Source organism: Hymenobacter sp. BT491 (genome assembly GCF_014349165.1).
Taxonomy (GTDB): domain Bacteria; phylum Bacteroidota; class Bacteroidia; order Cytophagales; family Hymenobacteraceae; genus Hymenobacter; species Hymenobacter jejuensis.
The window spans coordinates 650,395-671,907 of the sequence record NZ_JACSJJ010000002.1 but is presented as its reverse complement, the minus strand read 5'-3'; the positions used below and the strand labels follow the sequence as shown (position 1 = coordinate 671,907).

Genomic DNA, 21,513 nt, shown 5'->3' with positions numbered 1-21,513 from the left:
TCTCCTCCATGGCCAAGAGCACACTTTCCGTTATTCAGGCGCTACGCGATACGGCCCAGCGTCTTGCTTCGCAGGCCCCCTACCAATGGGGCCACATGGGCAGCTGCAACTGCGGCCACCTCGCCCAGACCATCACGCACCTTTCCAAGGGGGAAATTCACGCCCGCGCCATGCAGCGCTACGGCGATTGGGAGCGCCAGCTCATCGACTATTGTCCAACCAGCGGCCTGCCCATCGACCATACCATCGACGAGATGCTGGCCCTGGGCTTTACGCGCACCGATCTGACGCATTTGGAGCGCCTTTCCGACCCGGCTATCCGATCTCTTATTCCTTTTGAGCGTCGCAATGCCATGCGCCACAACCAGCGCGACGATGTAGTGCTGTACCTGCGTACCTGGGCCGATTTATTAGAGAACCAACTGTTGGCCGGCATTCAACTCCCTGATTTGCAGCTAGCCCCCCAGGCCGCCCCGAGCCAGTTGCTCATGAGCTAACCAAGACCGGGTTGTCAAACACGAAAGCCCCGCCGAATCGGATTCGGCGGGGCTTTTTATGTGGTTGCGCTTATGCTCGCCCGTGCTTAGTAGTTCACGTTGCTGCGCTGGGCCTCACGGTACAGTTCAGCGCGGTGGCTGCGCTTGTAGGCAGCATCAGCCGCAGGATCTTTTTCAGCGTCGGGAGCCTGCGAGCAGGACGTCAGGTACAGCGATGCACAAGCGGCAAACAGAAGGAGCAGACGGGACTTTTTCATGATCCAAAGGTAAGCACCGCTTCCAAGACCGGCAAACATTCCGGACGCTTAAGGTGCATTCGGCAATTCTTACGAGCCCTTCTGGCACAAGTTTCGCATAGGGCCGCCCGCATGGCAACTTGATAGAAATGTTAACTATTAACTCTCCTAATTAAAAGACCCTCTCCTGCATATAACATTCATATTAGATTTGTAAACAATATTTCTACTATACACTCTGTACTCTGTCAAATGCCGCAGATAGGACTTAGCGCTTTTACATTCTCACCACTCAGACTATCTAAAGCTCCTCTGTTAAGCTGACCGTGTTATCCATGCTAACGCCATTGGCGGCTCATTATTGATCGAAATTTTCACTTATCTCATACTCAAGCCTTGTTAAAAAGCTTAGCAAAGAAGATCATAACTCTTATCAGCTGAAGAAATGATATAATTATAACTATTCTAATAAATTAGACAAACAAAATATACCCCTATATATCTTCTCTTAAACTTCAATAACAAATACATAACTATCTGATAAATAGATATTTATTTTTTGATAATTAAACAAGTTAAGTTGCTCTTTAATCAAGCTTAAAAGGTTTGCTTTTAACATGTCAACGTCTCAGGTATATTGATCAATAGCGCCTCAAGTTAGCTACGAAATACCAGCCAAGTAGAAGCAAGGTAAGCCAGTCTGCCAAATTGCACTGGCTTTTCAATTCCTTATCAAGAACCAAGAAAGAGAGGAGTTATCAAGCAAAAAACTGCCGGCAAGAATTGCGCCCATAGCCGAGCTACGGAGAAGGTTAACAGGCTAGTTAGCAGCCTCCGGGCGGTAGTCGACAAAGGTCCCGTCCTGATAGAAAATCACGATTCGACGGATTGCTTTTTCAGGTGATGTCAAGCCTGCCAGCGTTGCAGCCGTAGCATCTGAAGTCACACTTGGCGCAACAACCGGCGGTAATACAGCAGATACCTTGGACGCGCTCGGAGTGGGATCAGAGGAGAACGCCGGGGGCGCTATAGTAGGCACTACCTCCGCAACAGGGGCGCTACCAGGAGCCACTGATGCTGTACTACTGGTAACCGTCTCGCTGTGTTCCAGAGCATCCACGACGTCATTAGAGGCCTGTAGGGGCTTAGCAGGCACCCTTGGCTTATCAGAACGTGCTGGAGCTGTTTTGCGGGCAGGAGAAGCCGCTAATGCGCTGTTTTCAGGCTGTTCTGTAGTTGTAGCAGCATTTACACCTCCGGGAGCAGCTACCATTTCGCCTACGCCGCTCAGAAGCCACGGCAGAGAAAGGTCTGGAAACGCTGCAATAATCTTCTGCACTACTTCCAGGCTAGGCTTATTACGGCCGCTGAGAATGTGGCTAATGATTGGCCGGCCGACCCCGATAGCGTCCGCGAACTGGGTAGGCGTCAATTGGCGCTTCGTCAGAATTTCCCGGATACGCTCGAGCATAAAAGCCTACAAAAGAGTGTGATTTACAAATGTACGGCTAAAAAATCACCTCTTCAACGCCATGAATGAAGTTTACAATATGCAACAGACTTGTAATTCTGAATATTACAATAGTAAACCAAAGGCAATACGGTTTACTATTGTAAAACATATGTAAACTATGCCCCTTGTAGCTCCTACTCCAAGATTTCTACCTACGCTACAGTGGAGTAGATCTAAGTAGAGCACATCCAGTATTTATTCTCTCCTTAGACTATCCCTTATGCGCCTGTGCTAAAGCAGATATAAGGGCAAAAAAATAACGCTGGCTACCTTACGGCAACCAGCGTTAGGGCTAGTCAATGTCATCACTGTTCGTACGCTACTTAAGCGAAGTCAGATGAGCATATTCAAGCTGAGTACAGTAGCAACTTCAGGGAGTACGTTGGGGAAAGCTAAGTTCTACTCCTAGTTAAAATACTCTTTGGCCAAGGCTTTGTCGTGGCCGTATATGTCGTCGCGAAAGTGCACTTTCCCTCCTTCGTCAACCCAAGCAGTGAAGTATACCAGGTATACCGGTAGCTTTTCGGGCAGAGTAATGTACTGCTCCTGCCGCTGTGAAATCACGTCCAGAATCTTCGTCTCATCCCAGCCGGGCTTGTTGCGCAGGAGGTACTCAGCCAGTTTAATGGGCTCTGCAACGCGCACGCAACCGTGACTGAAGCCACGCTTCGCCTGGCTAAAAAGCTCATCGTGGGGCGTGTCGTGGAGATAGATATCCTGCGAGTTAGGGAAGATAAACTTCACGTCACCGAGGTCGTTTTTGGGTCCTGGCCGACGGCGAACCGTGTACTTAAAATTCTTCTCATCCACGTTGGCCCAGTCAATTGAAGTAGGGTCTACGGGCACGGCTTTGCTACCGTATCCCTTCACAACTTCCATGTCCAGACGCTCAAGAGTCCCTACCGGATCAACCTCCAATTTGGGCTTCAGTTCCTTCTGAATAATGCTCATAGGCACGTTCCAATAGGGCGACAATACCACGTATTCCATCTTGTCGCTGAACACTGGAGTAGCGTTCAACGTCTTGCCCACGATTACGGGCATGGACATAACTTCCTTGTTTTCCTCCACTATATGAAGGGTGTATTCTGGAATGTTGACGAGCAGATAGCTAGGTTCAAAACGCTTGGGCAGCCAGCGCCACCGTTCCATATTCAGGATGATCTGGTCAATGCGATCGTTAAGCGGAACGTTGAGTTGGTGGATCGTTTCGCCGCTCACAATGCCATCCGCTTTTAGCCCATTATCTTCCTGAAATTCCTTTACCGCCGCGACCAACTCAGCGTCGTACACTTGGTTTGGGGCGGCCGCAGCGGGTTGTGCCCCACCGTTGGAAACCGTTTGAGCGGGCGTAGTACCGGGCTGTTCAGCGGCTGCTTTTACGCCCAACAATCGCTGCCGTAACAGCGCCACAGTCGGAGAGGAAGCTCCGGGCTTGAGGCGAGTATTCGCCGGAATTACAGGCCAATTGCTGTTGCGCTGCAAAGCCCGGTAATCCGCCAGAGCCTTTTTCAGCCGCTCATATTCGGGGTGCAGCGGCTCAAACTCGTAGTATGGATACGTGCTGTCGCGCTCCTTCAGGATAGTCATCAGTGCCTTGTGAAGCTTAATCTTGTTGCGCTTCACATTCCAGTCGATGCTCTTGACTTCACGCGGGTTTACGGTGCCCCGATAAAAATCGGAGGCCCAATTGAAGTAGGTACCCGATAGAGCTACATCAATCTGTTTTTCCAGCGCATTGCGCTTGGTTGAGTCGGATTTTGACTTTTCAAACTCAGCGAACAGCTTATCGAAGTCCTTGATTTGATACTTCTTAGGGTCCAGACCTTCATCGGCAGCCTTGTTGATGACCCCCAATAAAGTCTTTGCCTGCGGTACGAGTTCGTGGTTGCGGAACCAACCTAATCGGTAGTCCCGCTCTTTATAAAACTTCTTACCCCATTCCCATTGGTCTTTAAACGCAGGCTCTGCCAGCATCTGGCGGGCCACGTAAACGCTATCCAACTTGGGCTGGGGACCGGCAACTTTCGTAGTCAGGCCGTCGGGCAGAGCATCCTTCAGTTTCGCCTTCTGATCCTGGCTGCACGAAGCAGCCGGAGCCAGCAGCACCAGCCCAAGGAGCCAGCACACAAGCGAAGTAAAGAAGGTGGAAAAAAAATATGGTTTCATGAAGCAGAGAAGGTGTGCGCTTGAGAGCGAGTGGAATGAATAACCTGAGAACCCGTAGGCAAAAAGCTTACCGAAGCGGTTCCCAATTTTTGCCCGTTCTACTACAATACGTCTTGCAGGGTTACTGCTCAACCGTAATGCGTGGACACACCTTGCACCGCAAGTTAGAAGTTTTGCTATACAGTTGTAAATAATATCCCGGCGTTTTGCACTTTGCCTTTTGGCTATCTTTGGCGTTTCCCCTCACGTCTTCTCCCAAAGCTCAGTCTTAGCTTGCCTGTTATGTCTGCCACTACTGCCCTGCTTTCCCCCGATCCTCACACACATGCTCAGCCGGCCGATGCGGTAGTGAGGCATTTAGAGCTGAACCTTGTAGTTGATTTCGAGAGCCGCTCCCTAAGCGGATACGCGACCTGGCAGTTTCAAAAATTCGGCGCGGCCTCCGAGCTGGTGCTCGACGCCCGTGACCTCGACGTTGAAGCAGTTCTGCTGGGTGGCCCCACCGGCGAGCCAACGGCTTTCGAGCTTGGGCCCTCCGATCCGGTGCTGGGCCAGTCGCTGCGCATTGCTATCCGGCCCGACACTACTGCGGTCACGGTTCGTTACCGTACCACTCCGGGCGCGGCCGCTTTGCAGTGGCTCACCCCGGAGCAGACGGCCGGCCGGCAGCATCCTTTTTTGTTTACCCAATCGCAAGCGATTCTTGCGCGCACCTGGCTTCCGTGCCAGGACTCTCCCGGCGTGCGCTTCACCTACGAAGCAAGCGTTCGCGTACCGGCCAAGCTATTGGCGCTGATGAGTGCCGAAAATCCACAAGCCCTGGATCCAGCAGGTCAGTATCATTTCCGCATGGAGCAACCGATTCCAGCTTACCTCATGGCGTTGGCGGTCGGTGACCTGGCATTTGCTCCCCTTAGTTCTCGCACTGGCATCTATGCCGAACCGGCTACGCTGCCCGCCTCGACTTATGAATTTGCAGACCTCGAGAGAATGGTTACCGCTGCGGAAGACCTTTACGGCGCTTATCGCTGGGATCGGTACGATTTGCTGGTGCTGCCGCCGAGTTTTCCGTTTGGTGGCATGGAAAACCCAAGATTAACATTTGTAACGCCCACGATTCTGGCCGGCGACCGCAGCCTAACCAGCTTGGTGGCCCATGAGTTGGCTCATTCTTGGTCGGGCAACTTGGTGACCAACGCTACCTGGAATGATTTCTGGCTTAACGAAGGCTTCACGGTTTACTTCGAGCGGCGCATTATGGAGAAGCTTTACGGGCGCCCCTACTCCGATATGTTGCAGGTACTGGGTCATACGGCTCTGCTGCACACCATCGAAGAACTAGGTCCGAAGAGCAAAGACACCCACCTCCATCTGGACCTGGCCGGCCGCGATCCTGATGAAGGACTAAATGAAATTGCTTACGAAAAAGGCGACTACCTCCTGCTTACACTCGAAAATCTAGTAGGCCGCGCCCGATTGGATGCCTTTATCAAGGAGTACTTCACGTCGCATAGCTTCCAGTCGATGGATACAGCTTCCTTTATCGGCTACCTCCGGCGGGAGCTTTTGGACAAAGAACCGGGCCTAGAGGAGAAGCTGCAGTTGGACGCCTGGGTAAACCAGCCGGGCATTCCGGCGGTGGCGCCGCGGGTGGCTTCGGTTCGGTTCGAGGCAGTGGAAGCCACGCTGCAAAGCTGGTTACACGGCACACCCGCCGCCGTACTCGACACCACTGGCTGGAGCAGCCACGAATGGACGCACTTTTTACATGGTTTACCTAACAATTTGTCAATCAATCAGTTATTAGATCTGGACACTGCATTTGGTTTTACCCAGTCGGGCAATGCAGAAATCCTAACTGCTTGGTTTCCAAAGGCCATAGCCGCGAGCTACCACCCCGTTGACGAGGCTGTGCACCGGTTTTTAATCCGGGTGGGCCGCCGCAAATTTCTGGTGCCGCTCTACAAAGCGTTGCTGGCAACTCTTGGCGGCCGGGAGCGAGCCCAGGCGATTTATGCCGAAGCGCGCCCCAATTATCACTCGGTCGCAACCAGCACGCTCGACGTGTTGGTAGGCCGAAAGACGAACTGAGCCGTACAAGGTGAGTGGCCCGAAGCTTGCTTGCCCAAGTGTAAGGCCTGTCCTTTTGTGTTTTGACTTACTTGATTAGTTGATTTCCCCTGCGTTGAAAGATCCAAGACCTCTCGGTAAACTGATTGCCATCGGTGGCAATGAAGATAAAGGTACCTACCCCAACCCTCGCACCAAGAAGAAGTACTACCTCAATTTTTTTGAGCTGGGCATTCTGAAGCGCATCGTCACGGAGTCGGGGAAGACCGATCCGCGCATCGAAGTCATCACCACGGCCTCGATGATCCCAGAAGAAGTAGGCAAAATCTACGTTTCTTCCTTTGCGATGCTAAACTGCCTGAAAGTGGGCATCATGGACATTCGCACGCCCGCGGATGCTCGCAAAGCCGAATACTTGGAGCGCCTGCTCCAGGCCGACATCGTTATGTTCAGCGGCGGCAACCAGTCGCGCTTGCGGGAGATGTTCGGCGACACCGAGTTCCTCGAGCGCCTCTCGGCTCGTTACCACGCCGAGTCTAACTTTGTGATTGCGGGCACGAGTGCCGGCGCCATGGCCATGTCGCACATCATGATTCGGGGCGGCAGCGTACCGGACGCGTTGATGAAAGGCAGCGTAAAGATTGGCACGGGTCTGAACCTGATTCACAACGTCGTGATTGATTCGCACTTTGTGAAGCGCGGCCGCTTTGGCCGCCTCATCGAATCGGTGAGTTTGCACCCCAAGCTCATCGGCATCGGGTTGGGGGAAGACACCGGCGTGCTCATCACGTGCGGCAACCTGATCGAAACGATCGGCTCGAACCTGGTCATCATCGTCGACGGCCACAACATTCAGCATAATAATGCCGCTGCCGCCAAAAAAGGCGCGGCCCTTTCCGTCGAAAACCTAACCATGCACGTGCTGGCCAAAGGCAACGTCTATGATATTCAGGAGCGGCAGTTTTACGTCAACAAAGAAGCGCACGTAACTCCAACTCCGGTTGAGAAACAGGAAGCTAGTTTGTAGCTAGCACAGTGGCCGCCTAACGCAACGGGCCGCATTCCTAAGGGATGCGGCCCGTTGCGTTAGGCGGCCACTGCTTTCTAAAGCCTGTAGCTACTCCTTATATATATGTACCACCAAATCCGACGTGGAAGTCAGGCTGCCGCGGTACATGCCTTCGGAGTTGAAAGGCAGCGCCACGTTGCCGAGCGCATCGACTGCCACGAGGCCGCCTTCCCCGCCCATAGGCGCCAGCTTGTCGTGCACGACCACGCGGCAAGCTTCCGCCAAGCTCAGGCCGCGGTACTCCATCAGGCAAGAAATATCATGCGCCACCACGGCCCGCAGAAAAAATTCGCCGTGGCCCGTGCAGCTAATGGCGCATGTACGGTTGTCGGCGAAAGTGCCGGCGCCGATGATGGGAGAGTCGCCGATGCGGGAATATTGCTTGTTGGTCATGCCGCCGGTGCTGGTAGCCGCCGCTAGGTCGCCATTAATATCACGAGCCACGGCCCCGACCGTGCCCATTTTCTTTTTGGGATCTTCGTTAATGGCGCCGGGCTCGGCGAGCGGGGCTTCGGCTTGCAGAGAGGTGCTGTGGTCGAGCCGCATGCGGCCCTCGGTCAGGGCTTCTTGCAATTGGTCGTAGCGATGTTGCGTAAAGAAATATTCGACGGGCTGGGTAGGCAAGCCATGTTCGCGGGCCAATTCGTCGGCACCGGGCCACGCGAGCAGTACATGCTCTGTTTTGTCCATTACTAAGCGCGCGGCCCGAATCGGGTTCTGCACCGTACGAACGCCCGTGACAGCACCAGCTGCTCGGTTGCGGCCATCCATAATGGCGGCATCCATCTCGTGATGGCCTTCGTGCGTAAACACGGCGCCGCGTCCGGCATTAAAAAGCGGGCAGTCTTCAAGGCTGCGCACGGCCATTTCCACGGCTTCAAGAGCGGGCCCACCCGCCGTGAGCACGGCATAGCCTACTTCCAAAGCAGTTTGTAACGCAGCCCGGTAGGCTATCTCTGCCTCGCTGGTCAGGGTGGCGCGGGCAATGGTGCCGGCGCCGCCGTGGATAGCCAAAGCCAATTTGTTGGTCATGAGCAAGATGTAAAAGAGGGCACAAAAGTACGCAGCCGAGCGGGGCATTGGCCGCTTTCAACATGGCCTTCGTCGGTTTTTTTTCGTACGTTTGAATTACTGTTTCAACTCCTTTAATTATTCTTTCTTATGGCTTACGAAGCTACCGGCCGCCTGCACGAAATTTTCGACGAACAGCAGGTGAGCGAGAAATTCCGCAAGCGCGAATTCGTGCTGGAAGTCGTGGAAGGCCAGTATCCTGAGCATATCAAATTCCAACTGGTGCAGGATAAAACCGCTCTCATCGATTCTTACAAAGTAGGAGACGAAGTGAAGGTAACCTTCAACCTGCGTGGCCGCGGGTTCAACAAAAACGGCCAGATGCTGTACTTCACCAACCTCGAAGCCTGGAAACTGGAAGCTGCCAGTGGCGGCGGTGCTTCTTCGGGAGGCGGTAGCTACAGCAATCAGCAAGCCGCGCCGGCTCCGCGTCAACCCCAGGCTAACCAGAACCCCAACCTGCGTGCTCAGCCCGCTGCGCCCATCGCCAGCGACGACGACAACGATCTGCCGTTCTAAGCAAACCAGCGAGCTGGTTTTCATTTCAAATGCCGCTCCCGCAAGGAGCGGCATTTTTTGTGCGCTGTCCTCCTACTTTTGAGTGCTTTCGCAAAAAGCGACAACTTCTCAGTAGCGTTTCTTCGTTTACACCTCCGATTCTTTTTCCCTTTTGTACATGGCTGGTTCTCTTGCCCCTCTAACTCTGCGCGACAAAACGGCCATCGTGACTGGTGCCTCCAGCGGCCTTGGCTTGGTTACGGCCCGCGAATTGGCCCGGCGTGGGGCGCGGGTGGCATTGGTATGCCGCAACCCCGACAAAGCCGAACAAGCCCGCGCCCTTATCGAACAAGCCATCGGGCCGGAAGCCAAACTGGACATTCTGCTTTGCGATCTGTCATTAATTGCCAACGTGCGGGCGCTGGCCGACGACATAAAGAGCCGCTACGACAAGGTTGACATCCTAGTTAACAACGCCGGCATCATGCCGGGCCAGTTTACGCTCACCAGCGAAGGCCACGAACTGAGCTGGGCCACCAATCACCTGGCCCCGTTTGCGCTTACCAATTTACTCCTTCCCCTGATGCTGGAGGCCAAACAAGCACGCATCATCACGGTGGCTTCCGACACGTACCGGCTCGGCCAGATCGAATTTTCGCAAGAGGCCCGTAACGCACCCGACAAATACAGCTCTCTCACGGCTTATTGCGATTCAAAGCTCGCTAACATTTTGTTTACCAATGAGTTATCACACCGGCTAGAGCTAACCGGCATCACCGCGAACTGCCTGCACCCAGGCATGGTCAATACCGGCCTGATCAACCCCAACAGTTCGCTGCTGATGAAGGCGCTCTGGTGGATTGCCAAACCGTTTATGATCAGCCCCGAGCGGGGCGCCCGCACGAGCATCTACTTGGCGGCCTCGCCCGATGTGGCCAGCATCAGCGGCAAATATTTTAAGGGCTCGAAAGTCACTACTCCCTCCGCGGCCGCTCAAAATCGGCTGGATGCCACGCGGTTATGGCGCATTTCAGAGGAAGAGACGGGTATCAGTGCTTAAATATAAATTATTGACAATCAATCATTTAACCGAAACAACTCTATAGAAAGCCACCTATTAGGGGCTTTCGCAGGTTACTAATAACATGTCTGAGCTTCGGGAATTAATCGCACAGGGCGAAGGCGAACGGCTGGAGTTCAAAAAAAAGACCACCCACCCCACTCGCATTTCGCGCACGCTGGCTTCGTTGGCCAATACCCACGGCGGCCGGGTGCTGGTGGGCGTCGACGACGACGGCCGCATCGTGGGCGTGCGCGATGCGGAAGAGGAAATATATGTGCTGCGCCAAGCGGCCGAGCACTACGTAGAGCCGCCTCTCACCTTGCAGTTTCGGGAAGTGGAGGAAGAAGGCCGGGTAGTCGTGATTGTGACGGTGGCTGAGAGCAGCCGCAAGCCACACCGCGCCCAAGTAGCCGACGGCGATTGGCGCGGCTACGTCCGGGTGCGCGACGAAAGTGTGCAAACCAGCACGATAACGGAAAAAGTACTCGAAAAGCAACCGACGCAGTTTGAACGCATCCCTCTAAATAAGGAAGAGCTCGCCGTGCTGGACTATTTGCGCACCCACCCGCGCATTACGCTTTCCGAATACATGAAATTGCTCAACCTGGGCAAGCGCCGCGCCTTTCGCACGCTCATCAAACTCACCTTGCACGGCTACATCCGCCACCACGACCGCGAGAAAGAACCCTTTTATACGCTGTAATATAAGTATTTGACAATCAAATACTTATAAAATAATCTTATAAATCTAAACTAAACAATCTCTCCCCCTGATTCAGTGCAAAGCCCTCTTTCGCCCTCATAAAGCATGGGGGCGAAAGAGGGCTTTGCTGCGTCGTGCGGCTGGCTATTCGCTACGGCTTTCGCGAGCTTTTTTCTTTTCCTCCTTAGCAGCCTTTTTCTCCTTGGTGGTTTTGGCAGGCTCTTTTTTCTTTTCTTTTCGGGGTTCCTGGGCTTTGGCCATGACGGTAAGGATATTGGGTGAAACGGTGTGATTGTGCAGATAACGCAGAGCCGCAGCCCGGTGTTGTCTGCATTGTGGCTACAATAACGGCAAATAGCGCTCGCGCAACACGTTTATGTGATGGGCTTCGTGGCCGGGCAATACGTACAGGAGTGCCCGCACGCTGATGGGATTATTATTGGCCAACCCCACACGGTCGAGCTGGGCGGGCCGAAAGCTCCGAAATAGAGCCAGACTGGACTTGCGCACCATTTCGTTTTCAGCCAGCAATTCGCTCAGTGTCCGGCTGTTAGCATCCGATTCGGCAGCGTAGGTATTTTCGTCAAAGCCCGGCAGCGATTGGGTTTCGCCGCGCGCAATGCACAACGCCCGATACGCAAAAATGCGCTCGGTATCGGTCAGGTGCTGCACCATTTCCTTGATGCTCCATTTGCCCGGCGCGTAGGCCGTAAGGGCCTGCTCTTCGCTGAGGCCGCCCAGAAGTTGTTGCAGCTCAGCAGTTTGCTGCTCCAGCAACTCCAGCGGATCGGCACCCGCCGGGACGCGAGGGTAATAGCTTTCGTCGTAATACACCGGGTACTGACCGGATACGGGGCGGGTTTGGGAGTTCATGGCAGCGACAACGGGAGTTGGAGCCGCTAAGTAATCGAGAAAATTCTTCTCGGACACGCGTTTGCGCCGTTGTTTTGCCAGCCGCCGCCGACTCGCCCAATTTCGGTTGGAAATAAGATGCGCTTTGGACTGCCCGTACCGCGGCTGCTCGCCTTCGAGCGCGCCAAATGCCCACCGCAAAAAATCGGGCATGGCGCGGCCCCAAGTTTGCTGGTCGTGGCGGCCGCCGGTCATTTGCACGTATCGAATGTGTTGATCCGGGATGTTGTGGCGCGTCAGCTCGGCCATGAGGTCGAGCGTATCTTCGATGGAATCGATGATGCCGTTGTGATTCCGGTCGTTGGTTTCGTCGAGCGTGCCGGTTTGGAGCCAAAACCGATGGCTCGAATGCGCTTGCCCGTGGCGCACGAGTTGGTGCATGATGCGGTCGGAATCGAGGTAGCCGTCTTCAATGGCCTTGCTGCGCCACCAAAATGACCCCGAAAAAGCTCCGGCCCGCGCAAATGCCTCCGGATGATGCCACACTAAGTCGAAAGCCGACAGCCCGCCCAGCGAAAAGCCCCCAAAAACCGCCTGCTCCGGATCGGCGCTGACGTGGTATTTGCCTTGTACATAAGGCAATAGCTCCGTTAGCACAAACTCTGCGTACTGCTTTGCTTTGCTGCCCCGCGCTTTAAAATCGGGGCGGGCAGCGGTGCCGTACTCCTGAATTCGCTCGCCGGCATGAATCGCAACCAGCACAAACGGCCGCACAGCTTGCTGGCGGTATAAGGTATTTAAAGTGCCTTTCAGCCGCAACCGCGCCAGATCCTGGCCGTCGTTGAGGTACAGGACCGGATAGGCGACGGACGCGGCCGGATCGAAGTCGGCGGGCAACACGACTTCGAAGTGCACCGTACGCTTCAAGGGAATAGACAAAATGGAATCCGGGTGCACGGCCACGGCAGCCGGCACTCGCGATGTAAAAGAAGCAACGCTCATCACCTGTAAATCACTCTACTCTGAATTTAATCTTGCAAGTTACCTTTTTGCGACTCGACACGCAGTAATGCTAGGAGCAATGAAATTCTTTGTTACTTTTCTCCAATTGTAGGTCTCATCTTTCACTTAAGCCCGCCGTATCGTGCAGGAACATTACCGGCCCTTTTACTCGCATCACCTCGGCCACGATCTTGAAATGCTGGTTTTTGGCCAGATGGGCTACCCTATCGTCGTCTTTCCGACCTCGATGGGCCGGTATTACGAAGCGAAGGACTTTCTGCTCGTCGACTCGGTCCGGTGGTTTCTCGACAACAACAAAATCAAGCTCTATTGCATCGACAGCGTCGACCGGCATACGTGGTACGCCAAGCACTTGCATCCGTCGGTACGGATTGACAACCATACGCGTTACGACCAAATGCTTAGCGAAGAGCTGTTTCCGATGTTGCAGCGCGAATGCCACGTCGACAAGATTGGCGTGGCGGGCTGTAGCTTTGGCGGGTATCAGGCGCTGAATTACGCGTTTCGTCACCCCGAGCAGGTGGCGCACCTCTTCACCATGGGCGCCGCGTTCGACATCAAACAATTTCTGGACGGGCACTACGACGACAACGTCTACTACCACAACCCGCCCGATTTTATGTCCAATGCCAACAGCGACCTTTTTCAGCACATGAACATCGTGCTGGGCACGGCCGAACACGATTTCTGCAAAGGCTCGAACTACCAAATGTCGGAAATCCTGACCCGCAAGGGTATCCAACACTGGCTCGACGTCCGCCCCCACGGCACCCACGACTGGCCCGTATGGCGCGAGATGTTTCCGCATTACCTGTCGCTGTTGCCTTAGTTCAGCCTACGCATCTCTCCTAATAACTCCCTTACAATCAAGTTCTTACACTACAAGACTTTCGCGATGAAAAAAATAGGAATCCTCTTCGGTCAGGAAAACACGTTCCCACAGGCCTTTGTCGAGCGGGTAAACCAGAAGACGTCGGGCCGGTTTATGGCCGAATTTGTCAGCATTGATCTGGTCGAGCAGAACGTGCCCACCGACTACGCCGTGATCATCGACCGCATTTCGCAGGACGTGCCATTTTACCGGGCTTACCTTAAAAACGCGGCCCTCACCGGCACGGCGGTCATCAACAACCCGTTCTGGTGGTCGGCCGACGAAAAGTTCTTTAACAATGCGCTGGCCGTGCAACTCGGTGTGCCCGTGCCGCGCACGCTGCTGCTGCCTTCGAAGCAACGCCCCGACGATACGTCCGAGAACTCGTTCCGTAACCTGCGCTGGACGAACTGGGAAGAAGCTTTCCAAAAGATTGGTTTTCCGGCGTTTATGAAACCTCACTCCGGCGGCGGCTGGAAAAGCGTGTACAAACTCGACAACCCGCACGACTTTTTCCGGGCCTACGAAGAAACCGGTCAGCTGGTAATGCTGCTCCAGGAAGCCATCGACTTCACCGACTATTTCCGCTGCTACTGCATCGGGGGCAAGGACGTGCTCATTATGCCGTATGAGCCGCGCAACGAGCCGCATCTGCGCTACGCCACCGAGATGAAAACCACCGGCGATGCGGGTAAAAAGCTGCTGGCCACCATGAAAGACTACGTGCTCAAGCTCAACCACGGCCTGGGCTACGACTTCAATACCGTAGAATTTGCGGTGCGCGACGGCATCCCGATCGCCATCGACTTCGGCAACCCCGCCCCCGATGCCGACGTGAACTCGGTGGGCCAGCAAAACTTTGAGTGGGTGGTAGAAGCCGCTGCTAATCTGGCCATTGAGCGCGCCAACGCCTTTAAGCCCGGCCAGGACAACCTGACTTGGGGTACGTTTGTGCACAATTCGGCGGCCCGGTCTGTGCCGGCCGCGGCTCCTGCCAAAAAAGCCGCTGCCAAACGCCCAGCCGCCAAGAAAGAGACGGCCGAAAAAGCTGCTCCAAAACCCAGAAAGACTGCTAAAAAAGAGTAACCTCCGCTTGGCGCCTCGCCGTACCATACGGCGGGGCCCATCCGGCGCTTGTTACGGGTATTGTTTCCGACACGATTCCATAATCACTTCATTACCAATATATTACGAATATGCCCGTTTTCACGCTTGGAATAGAAGAGGAATTTCAGACCATCGATCCGGAAACGCGCGACCTGCGTTCCCACATGTCCTCGATTGTGGAAGGCGGCAAGCTGATGTTGCACGAGCAGGTGAAGGCCGAAATGCACCAATCGGTGGTGGAAGTCGGCACGAACATTTGCCAAAACATTCAGGAGGCGCGCGAGCAAGTGAGCTACCTGCGCCGGATGGTGATTGATTTGGCCGACAAAGTGGGGTTGAAGATCGCGGCGGCCGGAACGCATCCGTTTTCGCGCTGGCAAGATCAGCCCATCACGCCCGATGCCCGCTACGACAAGATCGTGGAGGAATTGCAGGAGGCGGCCCGCTCCAACCTCGTGTTTGGCATGCACGTGCACATCGGCATTGAGAATCGCGAGATTGGCGTGTATATGATGAATGCGCTGCGCTATTTCCTGCCGCACATTTTTGCGCTTTCCACCAACTCGCCGTTTTGGGAAGGCCGCGAAACTGGTTATAAGTCCTTCAGGACCAAAGTGTTCGAGCGTTTTCCGCGCACCGGCATTCCGGATTATTTTACCAGCGCCGGCGAATACGACGAGTACATCAAGCTACTGGTGAAGACCGGCTGCATCGACAACGGCAAGAAGATCTGGTGGGATTTGCGCCTGCATCCGTTCTTCAACACCATCGAATACCGCATCTGCGACATGCCCCTGCGCGTCGACGAAACCATCGCGCTGGCGGCCGTGATGCAGGCGTTGGTGGCCAAAATCTATAAACTCAAAAATAGCAACCTCAACTTCCGGCTCTACCGCAAGGCGCTGCTCAACGAAAACAAGTGGCGCGCCGCCCGCTACGGCATCGACGGCAAGCTGATCGACTTCGGCAAAGAGGAGGAAGTGCCGACGCGCGCCCTGATTCATGAACTGCTAGAGTTCGTGGATGATGTGGTGGATGAGCTTGGCAGCCGCAAGGAGGTGGAGCATGTGCTGAACATCCTAGAAACCGGTACCGGGGCCGATCGGCAGCTCAACGTTTTCCGGCAAACGAATGATTTAAAGCAAGTTGTGGATTTTGTCATTCAGGAAACCTCGTACGGGCTCTGAGTGCCACTCCCAAATAGGATCAAAACGAAACCGTCGGGCAGGGCGTTTTACCCTGAAGTAGTGCAGACCTCACGGGGCTTTACGACCTTTGTTGAGGTCTGTTTTTTTAAGTACACCAAATCGGCCTTGCGCCGATAGTTTCGAATGAAATCATTAAAAATTGCCATTCTGGACATGTACGACAATTTCCCCAATGAGGGAATGCGTTGTATTGTTCAGCTAGTTCACCGCATTCAGGAAGAGCAACTTGCCGATATTTCCTTTGACGTATTCAATGTGCGCGCCGAGGTGGCCCTGCCGGGGCTGGAATACGACATCTACATTTCAACGGGCGGCCCAGGCAGCCCGCTTCCCTCTACCGAAGCCTGGGAACAGCCCTATTTCTCGCTGATAGACAGCCTCTTCGCCTGGAACCGCAGCCACGACCGCAAAAAGCATCTGTTGCTGATCTGCCACTCATTTCAGCTAGTGAGCCGGCATCTGGGCATCGGTACGCTGAGCAAGCGCAAGTCTACTTCGTTCGGCATTTTCCCGATTCACCTCACCGACGACGGCCAATCCGATCCGGTATTGCAGGACCTCCCTGAGCCTTTCTTCGCCGTCGATTCGCGCGACTACCAAGTAACCAGCCCGCACTGGGAGCGCATCAATGCCTTGGGTGTGAAGGTCTTATGCCTCGAAAAAGATCGCCCGCACGTACCGCTGGAGCGTGCTCTGATGGCGCTGCGCTTCACCGACGAAGTGGTGGGCACCCAATTTCATCCCGAAGCCGACGGCGAAGGGATGCTGCGCTACTTTTTGACCGAAGAAAAACGCCAACAAGTCGTCGCCAACTACGGCGAGGCCAAATACAACGATATGGTTCGGCTCCTGCAAGACCCAAACGCCATCGAGCTGACCGAATCAGTGATTATTCCTACGTTTTTGCGCCGGGCCGTTGCCAGCTTTGCGGCTTTCAGCGAGGTGCCTACGCGAATTGCGGAGCCCAATGCTTCGGTAGCTTAAGCGCAAAAGCGGCGGCAGCGCTTGGTACTGCCGCCGCTTTTGCGTTAATTATCAATTGGTTATATCCTCTCGCTCTCCAGTTATGATTCCCGAAATCCGTCGAGCCTACAACGCAGGTTTCAGCCCGCAACGCTACCAGGAAATGTTAGCTGCGATTGCGCAAGACCTGCCGGGCCAACTGGATTTCAGGGTTGCCGAAACCCCTATTTTCGTGCCGGCGGCCTTGCGCGATAAACTTGTCAGCGCGGGGGAAAGCATCATTGACGTGCTGACGGCCGACAACTTCAAGGCCCTGACGGATAAGGCCGTACCGCCGCATCAGCGCGTCCCGAACGAAAATGCGCATACCTCGTTTCTGGCCATTGATTATGCCATATGCCGTAACGCACAAGGCGAGCTAGAACCACAACTAATTGAACTACAGGGCTTTCCCTCCCTCTACGCATTTCAGGATTATTTACCGGACTTATTTCGCCGGTTTTTCCCGGTGCCAGATTCGGTTTCGCAGCTGTTTAACGTCGATAGCTCCGCACAGTATTTCGACGCTTTGCGTCAAGTCATTGTGGGAGAGGAAGATCCGGAGCATGTCATCTTGTTGGAGCTGTTTCCGGAAAAGCAGAAAACCCGTGTCGATTTTGAGCTGACGCGGCGTGCGCTGGGCGTGGAGCCCGTCTGCATTACGCGAGTACGCAAAGACGGACGGCAGCTCTACTACGAGAAGGAAGGTCGGCGCATCGACATCAAGCGCATTTACAATCGCTTGATATTCGATGAGTTAGAACACTACCCCGACCTCAAAACCGAGTTTAGCCTGACCGATGACGACGTGGACGTGACGTGGGTCGGGCACCCGAACTGGTTTTTCCGCATCAGCAAATACACGATGCCGCTGCTTAGCAGCCCGTATATTCCGCAGAGCTATTATCTGTCGGAGCTTGCCTCCTATCCCTCTGATTTAGAGAACTTTGTACTGAAGCCGCTTTTCTCGTTTGCGGGCAGCGGCGTGCGCCTTGATATAACGGCAGCCGATCTGGATGCCATTTCGGACAAGCACAACTATCTATTGCAGCGCAAAGTGCAGTACGAGCCCGTAGTGCAGTCGCCTGACGGGCTGGTAAAATGCGAAATCCGGATGCTTTATGTGTGGCCTGAGAACGCAGCCAAACCTTTGCTGATCACGAACTTAGGCCGCCTCAGCCGGGGTGCCATGATTGGGGTGGACTTCAATAAAAATAAAGATTGGGTGGGCGGAACAGTCTGCCTATTTGAGTAGTAAAAGGAAATCCTGCGGCAGCGGACGCTGCTTCACGTAGTGTGTTTGGAGAACCGGTGCCTTGCGGGTAGTGGATGAATAGGGCTCGTCCGAACCGCGCGAACAAGGAGGAGTCCTGTTTACTGACGCAAAAGTAACATTCGGGCTGCGGTTCGGGGCTGCTTTTGCTTGCGCAACCATCCCTATCCTACTTCCTTGCTATGCAAAATCATTTACGGTTTCTCCGGTTTCTGACCGGAGTGGTTATTCTGTTGCTGGTTGCGTCCGGTGCTTTTGCGCAGGTGACGCTATCAACCAGCCCCTATTCTGAAAATTTTGACGGCGTCGGCGGAGGGTTGCCGGCTGGCTTCACGGTGCGCACGGGCGCGACAGCCACTGTGTTGGGTACAGCAGCCACGCCCATTATTGCACCAACCGTCTGGAATTCAACGTCTTCCGGCTTCAAAAATGTGGCTTCGGCCACCGGCCTTACTGCGGCTTCCACCACTGATGAGCAGAACGCCGCGACCAACCGCGCGCTGGCGGTGCGCCAAACGGGTACTTTCGGTGACCCAGGGGCGGCTTTTGTGTTTCAACTGGCCAACACCACCCGTAAATCCGGCTTTAAGCTCACTTTTCAGCTGCAATCGCTGGATGCCACCTCCCCGCGCACGACTACTTGGCGCGTCGATTACGGAATTGGTGCTACGCCGGCCTCGTTTACCACCGTTACCACCACCCCCGCCAACCCGACGACGGGCGGCACCAGCTTCTCTTCTACCGCCGTCACAGCCGATTTTGGCAGCCAACTCGACAACGTAACGGAGCCTGTCTGGATTCGGGTGGTGGCGCTGGCCGCGTCCACGGGCAGTGGCAACCGGCCCACGTCCGCCCTCGACGATTTCAGTTTGGCGTGGAGCGACATTGCCGCCAATACGCCAACGCTGGCTGTTACGCCTACCAGCTTATCCTTTGGCAATCAGAATATTAGCACTGAATCAGCGATACAGTCCTACTCTCTTACGGCGACTGATCTGACCGATGATGTGACGGTAACAGCACCCGCGGGCTTTGCAGTTTCCAAAAGCACCTCGGCCGGATTTGCCGCCACGCTAGCCTTTACGAAAGCCGAGCTCGCCACCGCCCAAACGGTGTACGTACGCTTCGCTCCCACCGCGGGCGGCCCCGCTTCGGGCTCTGTTACGAATGCTAGCCCCGGCGCCCAGAGCAAAAGCGTGGCGGTAAGCGGCACCGGTATCGACCCCAACAACTTGGTTTTCAGCTTCGACAACTGCGCCACGACGGTTTCCGATGGCTGGACGCAGTTTAGCCTAACCGGCGACCAGACGTGGGCTTGCACCACTTTCGGCCACGATGCCGCCGATGCTACGGGCAAGGCCAGCAAACCTAACGGGGTGCAAATCAATGGGTTTGCCAACGGCACCAACGTAACAAACGAAGACTGGTTTATTTCGCCGGCCTTCAACACGGCCAGTTTTACCTTCCCGCTGCTTTCATTTTGGAGCCGGGTAGCGTTCAACGGGGCCCCGCTGCGGCTGCGCGTGTCGACCGACTACTCGGGTTCGGGCAACCCCAATGCAGCTGGGGTAACCTGGACCGACCTCGACGCTTTCTTCCCCGCGATCGGGACGGATACGTGGACGCTCAGCACCGTAGATCTGAGCGCGTACAAAGCTGCGACAGTATATGTGGCCTTCGTGTACAACGCGACCACCGAGGAGGGCGCTCGCTGGACCCTCGACGACGTCAGTCTGCGCAACTCGACTACTGCTCCGCCACCTTCGGTGGCCACCACCGCCAGCAGCCTGGATTTTGGGTATCAACCGCAAAATACCGCTGCTACCCAAACCTTCACCGTCACGTTTCGCAACCTGCGCGGGCCGGGCACGATTACGGCTAGCGGCACTGGCTTTCAGATTTCGAAGAACGGCACGACGTTCGATGACGTGCTGACTTACACCGCCGACGAAGCCAACGGAGTGCCCCAAACCGTGACGGTGCGCTTCAGTCCGACGCAGGCCCAGCAAAATTATTCGGGCTCGCTGACGCTGGCCTCGCTGGAAGCTACATCGGTGACGGTGGCGCTTTCGGGCAACACGTTTAACCCCGACAACACGCTGGAAGTCGTCAACTGGAACCTCGAATGGTTTGGCTCGCCCCAAAATGGCCCCACCAACGACGACCAGCAACAAGCCAACGTGCGCACCGTGCTGAATTCGCTCCAAGCTGATATTTATGGCCTTGTGGAAGTGGTAGATACGGTGCGGCTGGGCAGCATTGTGCGGCAGTTGCCCGGCGGCGGCTACACTTATAAGGTGTCTGATTTTGGCTCATTCGCCGACAACGCCCAGGATGCCGACTACGCCAGCGCCCAGAAACTGGCTTTTGTGTACAAGACGAGCATTTTTAAGAACGTGACGATTTCGTCGCTGTTTCGGTGTACGCAGGCCGAAAATTGCCCGGAGTACAATTATTGGTCGTCGGGACGCTTCCCCTACCTGATGGACGCCGACGTGACCCTGAACGGCATCACCAAGCATTTCACCTTCGTGCTGATTCATGCCAAGGCTAACACCAGCCCCACTGCCACGTCCTACGACCGTCGCAAAAATGCCGCCGATGGCCTGAAAGCCAAGCTGGACGCCGACTACGCGAACAGCAACGTGGTGATCTTGGGTGACTTCAACGACGACCTCGACGTGACCATCACCACCGGCCTGACCACTACCATCACGTCGTATAGCGCCTTCACGACCGACCCGGCCAACTATACGGCCCTGACGCTGCCGCTGAGCCAGGCAGGCCTGCGCTCCACGGTGAGTTACAACGACATCATCGATCACGTCGTCGTGACTAATGATGTAGTGCCATTTTACCTGCCCAACTCGGCTACTATCCTGACTGGCGTTGCTAACCTCGTACCCAATTACGGCAACACCACCACCGACCACTACCCCGTCCAGACGCGCTATACCTTCGGCACGGCACTGGCCGCGCACGGCGCTAAGTTACTGAACGACAGACTAGAACTCTACCCAAACCCTGCCACTACTACCCTGCGGCTGCGCGTGCCCGAAACCGGCAAGTCGCTGAAGCTCCAAGTAAATGCCGTGGATGGGCGCGCAGTGCTAACGGGCACTGGTTCGCTGGAGCAGTTGAATCAGCAGCTTAGCCAGCGGGTTTCGGGCCTGAGTCCTGGCGTGTACATTATCCGATTGGCCGGCCCCCAACAAACCTATGTCAAACGGTTTGTAAAACAGTAAGCATCTGATTATAAATCATTTACAAAAGAGCCTTTCTCCATGG

18 protein-coding genes are annotated in these 21,513 nt (G+C 55.0%); 13 read left to right on the top strand and 5 right to left on the bottom strand.

Annotated elements, in window-relative coordinates:
* The first annotated feature begins 8 nt into the window (after positions 1 to 8).
* The gene (locus H9I52_RS08595) at positions 9 to 497 is read left to right on the top strand and encodes a hypothetical protein (protein ID WP_187453524.1); all 489 of its coding nucleotides are present in this window, start codon (positions 9 to 11) and stop codon (positions 495 to 497) included.
* Positions 498 to 583: 86 nt separating this feature from the next.
* Here H9I52_RS08595 and H9I52_RS08590 read toward each other — a convergent pair whose 3' ends face one another.
* Complete coding sequence (locus tag H9I52_RS08590) at positions 584 to 754, bottom strand: hypothetical protein (RefSeq protein ID WP_165699443.1); 171 nt, start codon at positions 752 to 754, stop codon at positions 584 to 586.
* Between the two features lie 687 nt (positions 755 to 1,441).
* Between H9I52_RS08590 and gvpC the strand changes: the two genes are divergently transcribed.
* On the top strand, positions 1,442 to 1,528 hold the full coding sequence (gene gvpC / locus H9I52_RS23310; RefSeq protein ID WP_187453983.1) for a gas vesicle protein GvpC: 87 nt from the start codon (positions 1,442 to 1,444) through the stop codon (positions 1,526 to 1,528).
* A 25-nt stretch (positions 1,529 to 1,553) separates the two neighbouring features.
* On the opposite strand, the gene H9I52_RS23305 is transcribed toward gvpC, so the two are convergent.
* Positions 1,554 to 2,204 carry a helix-turn-helix domain-containing protein gene (locus H9I52_RS23305; RefSeq protein WP_187453523.1) on the bottom strand — a complete coding sequence of 217 codons (651 nt, stop codon included), beginning with the start codon at positions 2,202 to 2,204 and terminating at the stop codon, positions 1,554 to 1,556.
* Positions 2,205 to 2,651: 447 nt separating this feature from the next.
* Positions 2,652 to 4,415 carry a murein L,D-transpeptidase gene (locus H9I52_RS08575; RefSeq protein WP_187453522.1) on the bottom strand — a complete coding sequence of 588 codons (1,764 nt, stop codon included), beginning with the start codon at positions 4,413 to 4,415 and terminating at the stop codon, positions 2,652 to 2,654.
* A 282-nt stretch (positions 4,416 to 4,697) separates the two neighbouring features.
* On the opposite strand from H9I52_RS08575, the gene H9I52_RS08570 reads away from it, so the two are divergent.
* On the top strand, positions 4,698 to 6,506 hold the full coding sequence (locus H9I52_RS08570) for a M1 family metallopeptidase (RefSeq protein WP_187453521.1): 1,809 nt from the start codon (positions 4,698 to 4,700) through the stop codon (positions 6,504 to 6,506).
* Positions 6,507 to 6,600: 94 nt separating this feature from the next.
* On the top strand, positions 6,601 to 7,512 hold the full coding sequence (locus H9I52_RS08565) for a cyanophycinase (protein WP_187453520.1): 912 nt from the start codon (positions 6,601 to 6,603) through the stop codon (positions 7,510 to 7,512).
* 90 nt (positions 7,513 to 7,602) lie between these two features.
* Here H9I52_RS08565 and H9I52_RS08560 read toward each other — a convergent pair whose 3' ends face one another.
* Positions 7,603 to 8,586: an isoaspartyl peptidase/L-asparaginase family protein gene (locus H9I52_RS08560; RefSeq protein WP_187453519.1), complete on the bottom strand. Its 984-nt coding sequence runs from the start codon at positions 8,584 to 8,586 to the stop codon at positions 7,603 to 7,605.
* A gap of 129 nt (positions 8,587 to 8,715) precedes the next feature.
* Between H9I52_RS08560 and H9I52_RS08555 the strand changes: the two genes are divergently transcribed.
* The 3 genes from H9I52_RS08555 to H9I52_RS08545 all read left to right on the top strand — a co-directional run bounded on the left by H9I52_RS08555 (position 8,716) and on the right by H9I52_RS08545 (position 10,889).
* Positions 8,716 to 9,144 carry a DUF3127 domain-containing protein gene (locus H9I52_RS08555; RefSeq protein ID WP_139516958.1) on the top strand — a complete coding sequence of 143 codons (429 nt, stop codon included), beginning with the start codon at positions 8,716 to 8,718 and terminating at the stop codon, positions 9,142 to 9,144.
* Between the two features lie 157 nt (positions 9,145 to 9,301).
* Positions 9,302 to 10,183: an SDR family oxidoreductase gene (locus H9I52_RS08550; RefSeq protein WP_187453518.1), complete on the top strand. Its 882-nt coding sequence runs from the start codon at positions 9,302 to 9,304 to the stop codon at positions 10,181 to 10,183.
* Positions 10,184 to 10,268: 85 nt separating this feature from the next.
* Positions 10,269 to 10,889 carry a helix-turn-helix domain-containing protein gene (locus tag H9I52_RS08545; protein WP_187453517.1) on the top strand — a complete coding sequence of 207 codons (621 nt, stop codon included), beginning with the start codon at positions 10,269 to 10,271 and terminating at the stop codon, positions 10,887 to 10,889.
* Between the two features lie 339 nt (positions 10,890 to 11,228).
* Here H9I52_RS08545 and H9I52_RS23220 read toward each other — a convergent pair whose 3' ends face one another.
* Entirely contained in the window at positions 11,229 to 12,743 is a 1,515-nt protein-coding gene (locus H9I52_RS23220) for an alpha/beta hydrolase-fold protein (RefSeq protein WP_316248016.1), read from the bottom strand.
* 142 nt (positions 12,744 to 12,885) lie between these two features.
* Here H9I52_RS23220 and H9I52_RS08530 point away from each other — a divergent pair, with 142 nt between their 5' ends.
* The 6 genes from H9I52_RS08530 (at position 12,886) to H9I52_RS08505 (ending at position 21,470) form a co-directional block, all read left to right on the top strand.
* A complete protein-coding gene (locus H9I52_RS08530; protein ID WP_139516955.1) occupies positions 12,886 to 13,593 on the top strand; it encodes an alpha/beta fold hydrolase in 708 nt (235 codons plus the stop codon).
* A 66-nt stretch (positions 13,594 to 13,659) separates the two neighbouring features.
* On the top strand, positions 13,660 to 14,721 hold the full coding sequence (locus H9I52_RS08525; RefSeq protein ID WP_187453516.1) for a RimK family alpha-L-glutamate ligase: 1,062 nt from the start codon (positions 13,660 to 13,662) through the stop codon (positions 14,719 to 14,721).
* A 110-nt stretch (positions 14,722 to 14,831) separates the two neighbouring features.
* Positions 14,832 to 15,929: a carboxylate-amine ligase gene (locus H9I52_RS08520; RefSeq protein WP_187453515.1), complete on the top strand. Its 1,098-nt coding sequence runs from the start codon at positions 14,832 to 14,834 to the stop codon at positions 15,927 to 15,929.
* 144 nt (positions 15,930 to 16,073) lie between these two features.
* Positions 16,074 to 16,934, top strand: coding sequence for a type 1 glutamine amidotransferase (locus tag H9I52_RS08515; RefSeq protein WP_187453514.1), 861 nt, complete (start codon positions 16,074 to 16,076; stop codon positions 16,932 to 16,934).
* Between the two features lie 82 nt (positions 16,935 to 17,016).
* A complete protein-coding gene (locus H9I52_RS08510; RefSeq protein ID WP_187453513.1) occupies positions 17,017 to 18,207 on the top strand; it encodes a hypothetical protein in 1,191 nt (396 codons plus the stop codon).
* Positions 18,208 to 18,407: 200 nt separating this feature from the next.
* Complete coding sequence (locus H9I52_RS08505) at positions 18,408 to 21,470, top strand: T9SS-dependent choice-of-anchor J family protein (protein WP_187453512.1); 3,063 nt, start codon at positions 18,408 to 18,410, stop codon at positions 21,468 to 21,470.
* The last annotated feature ends 43 nt before the right edge of the window (positions 21,471 to 21,513 follow it).